Raw genomic sequence first — 6406 nt, 5'->3', positions numbered from 1 at the left:
TTACCTAATCGTACGCCAATTTATTCAAAATATTCAGGGAGGAAAAAATGAAACAAATCTTGAAATTATTAAGCGGTTTCATTTTGTTAAATATTGCTGGATGTAACATTGATAAGCCTTCTCCAGGGGCTCTGAGTATGTGGGAGAAACCTGGTGCAGATTTTACGGAGATAGGAAAAGCATTGTTAGAATGTGGTATGCCAACCCCTTATGATGTTTTTCCAGAAAACCAACAGCAGAGTATTAATGCTAAAGCAACAGTTGATGCTTGCATGGTTCAAGCAGGATTCCGCTATAAAGATAATGGAAAAGGGGGGGGGTGGTGTTATACTTTTAAAGAGAAAAACCTTCCCATTTGTCGTCCAGGCGCTGTCATCCCACAGCGCAGTGTCAAGAAGCGCTTAAACAGCCCTTTTTGTAAAAAGCATCCAGAACAACCTGAATGCGAGCCTTAAGTTTTGCTGTTTGTGATGATTAACAATCCGCCATCCTTGCCTTCACTTGGAATGGCGGGATTGTTTCCTCACTTTCATTATTTAACGGATGAAGAAAAGCAGCACTTACAAGAAGGTTCTGATGGCAAGGTTCATGTCTCCTTTAATGGTATTTTTACTCCACCAGAGGAAGCCGCTGTTTATGCAGAGCAACATGCGAAGGATAAAAATAATCCGCTTTATTTTGTTGTGTTCCCCCAAGCGGATTCTGCTATTTCAGAACTTCTGGTCGCAGGCTACCAGAAGTTTATGGAAAATAACTTTTGGGGATTGACCAATTCCACACAAAAAGCAAAAGATATAATGTCTCGCTATGGTAACACAGGATTGCATTTTGATGCCCATAGTCGTGGCAGTTTGACAGGCTTTAATATGATGAATTCTTTCAAACAAGAAGGTGTAAATGATGTAGCTGGCAATACAACGATCAGTTTCCATGGACCAGCGGCTAATGTTTTGGCGGCATCCGGTTTGTTAGGTTATGTGAGTGGTGGCAAACAAACCACTATTGGCTTTGATGGGCATAGATTTGACTTTGTAAGCCGATGGATTGGCGGTAATGGCTATACTTATGAGACAATACCTGCTGGTAGTAACTGGTGGAAAGAAACATGGAATATGTTCACAAATCCCAACAGTGTCCACACATGTCTTGGACATGCGAGCTCAGCATGTCGATATGTTTATGGCTCATCCAATCTAGTACAAGTCCCTTTAAGGAGTAAAAAATGAAACAAATTTTAAAACTATTAGGTGTTGTAACTTTGTTGAATATAGCTGGATGTCAGTTTAATAAAACTCCTTCATCATCTTTGGCGATGTGGGAAAAGCCTGGAGCAGACTTTACTGAGGTAGGCAAAGCATTATTAGAATGTGGAATGCCAGCTCCTTATGATGTATTTCCAGAAAATAGAAATTTAAGCAACAATGCATGGGCAACAATTCATGCTTGTATGATTCAATCAGGATTCCGCTATAAAGATCAAAGAAGGGGGGGGTGGTGTTATACTTTTAGAGCCGAAAATCTCCCGATTTGTCGTCCTGGCGCTGTCATACCACAGCGCAGTGTCAAGAAGCGCTTAAACAGCCCGTTTTGTAAAAAGCATCCAGAACAATATGAATGCAAACCTTAAGTCTTGCTATTGGTGATGGAAACAATGCGCCATCCTTGCCTTCACTTGGAATGGCGCGATTGTTTTCTCACGCACATTATTTAACGGATGAAGAAAAGCAGCATTTGCAAGAAGGCTCTGATGGCAAGGTGCATGTGTCCCTCAATGGCATTTTTACGCCACCCTATGAAGCTGCTGTTTATGCAGAGCAACATGCGGAGAATAAAAATGTACCGCTTTATTTTGTTGTGTTCCCCCAAGCTGATTCTGCCATCTCAGAACTTCTAGTCGCAGGCTACCAGAAGTTTATGGAAAATAACTTTTGGGGTTTGACCAATTCCACACAAGAAGCAAAAGATATAATGTCTCGCTATGGTAACACAGGATTGCATTTTGATGCCCATAGTCGTGGCAGTTTGACAGGCTTTAATATGATGAATTCTTTCAAACAAGAAGGTGTAAATGATGTAGCTGGCAATACAACGATCAGTTTCCATGGACCAGCGGCTAATGTTTTGGCGGCATCCGGTTTGTTAGGTTATGTGAGTGGTGGCAAACAAACCACTATTGGCTTTGATGGGCATAGATTTGACTTTGTAAGCCGATGGATTGGCGGTAATGGCTATACTTATGAGACAATACCTGCTGGCAGTAACTGGTGGAAAGAAACATGGAATATGTTCACAAATCCCAACAGTGTCCACACATGTCTTGGAGATGCGAGTCCACAATGTAGATATGATTATGGTTCATCTCATCGTAAACAATTTCCTTTAAGTAAATCATGGAGTAAAAAATGAAACAAACCCTAAAATTATTAAGCGCTGTAACTTTGTTCAGTATAGCCGGATGTCAATTTAACAAACCTCCTCTAGGAGAGGTGGCAGCGTGGAAGAAACCAGGAGCAGATTTTACAGAGGTAGGAAAAGCCTTGTTAGAATGTGGAATGCCAACACCTTATTATACCGATCCAGAAAGCAGAAAGCTAAGTAACAATGCATGGGCAACAATTCATGCTTGTATGGTTCAATCAGGTTTCCATTATGAAAATGAACATGAGGGAGGATGGTGTTATACTTTTAGATCCGAAAATCTCCCGATTTGTCGTCCTGGCGCTGTCATACCACAGCGCAGTGTCAAGAAGCGCTTAAACAGCCCGTTTTGTAAAAAGTATAAAAATAGTCGCAAATGTCAACCTTAAGTGATGGAAACAATGCGCCATCCTTGCCTTCACTTGGAATGGCGCGATTGTTTCCTCACGCACATTATTTAACGGATGAAGAAAAGCAGCATTTGCAAGCCGGCTCTGATGGCAAGGTGCATGTGTCCCTCAATGGCATTTTTACACCACCCTATGAGGCGGCTGTTTATGCAGAGCAACATGCGGAGAATAAAAATGTACCGCTTTATTTTGTTGTGTTCCCCCAAGCGGATTCTGCTATCTCAGAACTTCTGGTCGCAGGCTACCAGAAGTTTATGGAAAATAACTTTTGGGGTTTGACCAATTCCACACAAGAAGCAAAAGATATAATGTCTCGCTATGGTAACACAGGATTGCATTTTGATGCCCATAGTCGTGGCAGTTTGACAGGCTTTAATATGATGAATTCTTTCAAACAAGAAGGTGTAAATGATGTAGCTGGCAATACAACGATCAGTTTCCATGGACCAGCGGCTAATGTTTTGGCGGCATCCGGTTTGTTAGGTTATGTGAGTGGTGGCAAACAAACCACTATTGGCTTTGATGGGCATAGATTTGACTTTGTAAGCCGATGGATTGGCGGTAATGGCTATACTTATGAGACAATACCTGATGGTAGTAACTGGTGGAAAGAAACATGGAATATGTTCTCAAATCCTTATAATCCCCATACTTGCCTTGGAGATGCGGGTCCAAAATGTCGAGATATATATGGACTTTCCCATCGAGTACAATTCCCTTTAAGGAGGAAAAAATGAAACAAATCTTTAAATTATTGAGTTGCATAGCTTTATTAGTTATAACGGGATGCCAATTTAATAAACCTCCTGCAGGATACTTCACGGTGTGGGAGAAATCAGGAGCAGATCGGCTTGAGGTAAAAAAAGCACTTTTAGAATGTGGAATGCCAGCACCTTATGATGTATTTCCAGAAAACAGAAATTTAAGCAACAATGCATGGGCAACCATAGAAGCTTGTATGATTCAAGCTGGTTTTCATGATAAATATGATAGGGGGGGCTGGTGTGGAAATCATAAAGCCGAAAACTTGCCCATTTGTCGTCCAGGCGCTGTCATACCACAGCGCAGTGTCAAGAAGCGCTTAAATAGCCCGTTTTGTAAAAAGCATCCAGAACAATATGAATGTTATCCTTAAGTGTTGCTATTTGTAATGACCAACAATCCGCCATCCTTGCCTTTGCTTGAAATGGTGGGATTGTTTCCTCACTTTCATTATTTAACGGATGAAGAAAAGCAGCATTTACAAGCTGGTTTTGATGGCAAGGTGCATGTGTCCCTCAGTGGCATTTTTACTCCACCAGAGGAAGCCGCTGTTTATGCGGTTCAACATGTGAAGGATAAAAATAATCCGCTTTATTTTGTTGTGTTTCCCCAAGCGGATTCTGCTATTTCAGAACTTCTGGTCGCAGGGTACCAGAAGTTTATGGAAAATAATTTTTGGGGTTTGACCAATTCCACACAAGAAGCAAAAGATTTGGTGTATAGCCATGGTATTACAGGGTTAGAACTTTATGGACATAGCCGTGGCAGTTTGACAGGCTTTAATATGCTGTATTCTTTCAAACAAGAAGGTGTTCACGGTATAGCCGACAATACGAATATCAATTTCTATGGACCAGCCTTTAATGCTTTAGTTGCATCCGGTCTGTTAGGTTATGTGAGTGATGGCAAACAAACCACTATTGGCTTTGATGGGCATAGATTTGACGTTGTAAGCAGATTGATTGGCGGCAATGGCTATACCTACGAGACAATACCTGCTGGTAGTAACATGTGGAAAGAATGGTGGAGAGTGATCATGAATCCCATAAGTTCCCATACCTGTCTTGGAGATGTGGGTTATAAATGCCAAAAGTTTTACGGCTCATCTCATCGTGAACAATTTCCTTTAAGTAAATCAAAGAGTAAAAAATGAAACACATTTTAAAGTTATTAAGTGGAATAGTTTTGGTGAGTGTAACTGGATGTAATATCGATAAACCTCCTCTAGGAGAGATAGCTACGTGGGAGAAAAATGGTGTTACTGATTTTACTGAGGTAGGTAAAGCCTTATTAGAATGTGGAATGCCAACCCCTTATGATACTGATCCAGAAAGCAGAAAGCTCAGCTACAATGCAATAGCAACCATAGAAGCTTGTATGATTCAATCAGGTTTTCGTGATAAAGTGGGAGGGGGAACTTGGTGTGTAAATCATAAAGCCGAGGATCTTCCCATTTGTCGTCCAGGCGCTGTTGTTCCACAGCGCAGTGTCAAGAAGCGCTTGAACAGCCCGTTTTGTAAAAAATATAAAAATAGTCGCAAATGCCAACCTTAAGTTTTGTTGTTTGTGATGATCAACAATCCGCCATCCTTGCCTTCGCTTGGAATGGCGCGATTGTTTCCTCAATCTGTCATCTCAATATTGTTCACCGTTGTTTTAAGCAGCGGTGACAGAAAATATCAACAGGCTTAAGAGCTTTTTATCGTAAATAAATCCATTGAAAGAGGGAAAAAATGAAGAAAATCTTAAAACTGTTGAGTTGTATAGCTCTGTTAAGTATCACTGGATGTGTTAACTCAATTCCCTCACTTTCTCCAGCATTATGGAGAAATAAAATACTTTTAGAATGTGGAGTACCGGACCTTAATAAGGTTGTGGCGCTAGATTTGAATCAATTTGCCAATATTGAAATGTGTATGGCGCAATCAGGTTTTCGTCCTAGCTTTACAATACAAGAATGGTGTGAAAACCATAAATCGGACAATCTTCCCATATGTCGTCCTGGTGCTGTCATGCCTCAACGAAGTGTTGAGAGACGCTTAAATAGCCCTTATTGTAAAAAGCATTCAGAACAACTTGAATGCCAGCCTTAAGTCTTGCTTTAGCAGAGAAAGCCTTGAATTTACACCAAATAAAGCACTAGGTTGATGAGTTTGAGAAAGCCTTGTCCGTCCTTACGTGACAAGGTTTTTTTATGCTGCGTCACTTTGACGTTGCTGTTTTGCTTGCTCGATTACATTGATAAGATCTGATTGTAACCAACGCGATAAAAAACCAAATTTTAGGGGTTTTGGGAGAGAGCCATTGGTAACATGACGGCGGAATGTTGAGACACTCATATGAAGCAATTTTGCACTTTCACGATCTGTCAAAAGAATATCATTTTCTGTCATACTAAAATCCTTTCAAAAGTAAAAAAATGAGAACAAATCATAACTATTTATTAACCATATTTTGGTTCATTTTTGAAGGTATTTTATTTATAGAAAACAATATTTTATCATATAATTTCTTATGTGAGGCGTGATGAATCTTATTGAGAAAGAATGAGAGACAAGAGAGTTAAAGTTATGCACAGATAATGGGGTTATGCACCCCATATCTTAAGATTGACCCGTGACATAAGCCGCCCATTTATCCATGTAGACACGGCGCTGTTCTAGATAATCAGTCCGACGATAGGCACGCTCTACTTTACCGCCGACCGTATGACTTAGAATGGTTTCAGCGACTTCATAAGGGGCATCGGTTGTTTCAGCGAGCCAATTGCGTAAACTAGAACGAAATCCATGGGGGCAGGCTTCAATTTTATTTTT

Annotated in this window: 11 protein-coding genes and 1 pseudogene; 10 read left to right on the top strand and 2 right to left on the bottom strand. The window is 40.5% G+C overall.

The window, feature by feature from the left end; all coding sequences use genetic code 11:
* Positions 1-47: 47 nt before the first annotated feature.
* The 10 genes from ACFIJ7_RS08765 to ACFIJ7_RS08720 all read left to right on the top strand — a co-directional run bounded on the left by ACFIJ7_RS08765 (position 48) and on the right by ACFIJ7_RS08720 (position 5683).
* Complete coding sequence (locus ACFIJ7_RS08765) at positions 48-455, top strand: hypothetical protein (protein ID WP_375645095.1); 408 nt, start codon at positions 48-50, stop codon at positions 453-455.
* A gap of 15 nt (positions 456-470) precedes the next feature.
* On the top strand, positions 471-1226 hold the full coding sequence (locus ACFIJ7_RS08760; protein ID WP_375645094.1) for a filamentous hemagglutinin: 756 nt from the start codon (positions 471-473) through the stop codon (positions 1224-1226).
* Positions 1223-1627 carry a hypothetical protein gene (locus tag ACFIJ7_RS08755; protein ID WP_375645093.1) on the top strand — a complete coding sequence of 135 codons (405 nt, stop codon included), beginning with the start codon at positions 1223-1225 and terminating at the stop codon, positions 1625-1627. The genes ACFIJ7_RS08760 and ACFIJ7_RS08755 overlap by 4 nt, the downstream gene beginning before the upstream one ends.
* Complete coding sequence (locus tag ACFIJ7_RS08750; RefSeq protein WP_375645092.1) at positions 1615-2406, top strand: filamentous hemagglutinin; 792 nt, start codon at positions 1615-1617, stop codon at positions 2404-2406. Before ACFIJ7_RS08755 ends, ACFIJ7_RS08750 begins: the two co-directional genes overlap by 13 nt.
* The gene (locus ACFIJ7_RS08745) at positions 2403-2807 is read left to right on the top strand and encodes a hypothetical protein (protein WP_273788632.1); all 405 of its coding nucleotides are present in this window, start codon (positions 2403-2405) and stop codon (positions 2805-2807) included. The genes ACFIJ7_RS08750 and ACFIJ7_RS08745 overlap by 4 nt, the downstream gene beginning before the upstream one ends.
* Positions 2795-3565, top strand: coding sequence for a filamentous hemagglutinin (locus ACFIJ7_RS08740; protein ID WP_375645091.1), 771 nt, complete (start codon positions 2795-2797; stop codon positions 3563-3565). The genes ACFIJ7_RS08745 and ACFIJ7_RS08740 overlap by 13 nt, the downstream gene beginning before the upstream one ends.
* On the top strand, positions 3562-3963 hold the full coding sequence (locus ACFIJ7_RS08735) for a hypothetical protein (protein WP_375645090.1): 402 nt from the start codon (positions 3562-3564) through the stop codon (positions 3961-3963). Before ACFIJ7_RS08740 ends, ACFIJ7_RS08735 begins: the two co-directional genes overlap by 4 nt.
* Positions 3964-3978: 15 nt before the next feature.
* Positions 3979-4743 (top strand): filamentous hemagglutinin, encoded by a 765-nt coding sequence (locus tag ACFIJ7_RS08730; RefSeq protein ID WP_375645089.1) that lies wholly within the window; start codon positions 3979-3981, stop codon positions 4741-4743.
* Positions 4740-5144: a hypothetical protein gene (locus ACFIJ7_RS08725; RefSeq protein ID WP_375645088.1), complete on the top strand. Its 405-nt coding sequence runs from the start codon at positions 4740-4742 to the stop codon at positions 5142-5144. The genes ACFIJ7_RS08730 and ACFIJ7_RS08725 overlap by 4 nt, the downstream gene beginning before the upstream one ends.
* 179 nt (positions 5145-5323) lie before the next feature.
* Positions 5324-5683 carry a hypothetical protein gene (locus ACFIJ7_RS08720; RefSeq protein WP_375645087.1) on the top strand — a complete coding sequence of 120 codons (360 nt, stop codon included), beginning with the start codon at positions 5324-5326 and terminating at the stop codon, positions 5681-5683.
* Between the two features lie 99 nt (positions 5684-5782).
* Here the strand turns inward: ACFIJ7_RS08720 and ACFIJ7_RS08715 are convergent, their stop codons facing one another.
* Positions 5783-5983 carry an AlpA family transcriptional regulator gene (locus ACFIJ7_RS08715; protein ID WP_011180791.1) on the bottom strand — a complete coding sequence of 67 codons (201 nt, stop codon included), beginning with the start codon at positions 5981-5983 and terminating at the stop codon, positions 5783-5785.
* 210 nt (positions 5984-6193) lie between these two features.
* A pseudogene (locus ACFIJ7_RS08710) lies at positions 6194-6406 on the bottom strand (integrase); the annotation flags it as partial.

The organism is Bartonella sp. MR100HLJHH, from assembly GCF_042194215.1.
In the GTDB taxonomy this organism is placed as follows: Bacteria; Pseudomonadota; Alphaproteobacteria; order Rhizobiales; family Rhizobiaceae; genus Bartonella; species Bartonella grahamii.
The sequence above is the reverse complement of the archived record's forward strand: the minus strand, read 5'-3'. Positions and strand labels throughout refer to the sequence as shown.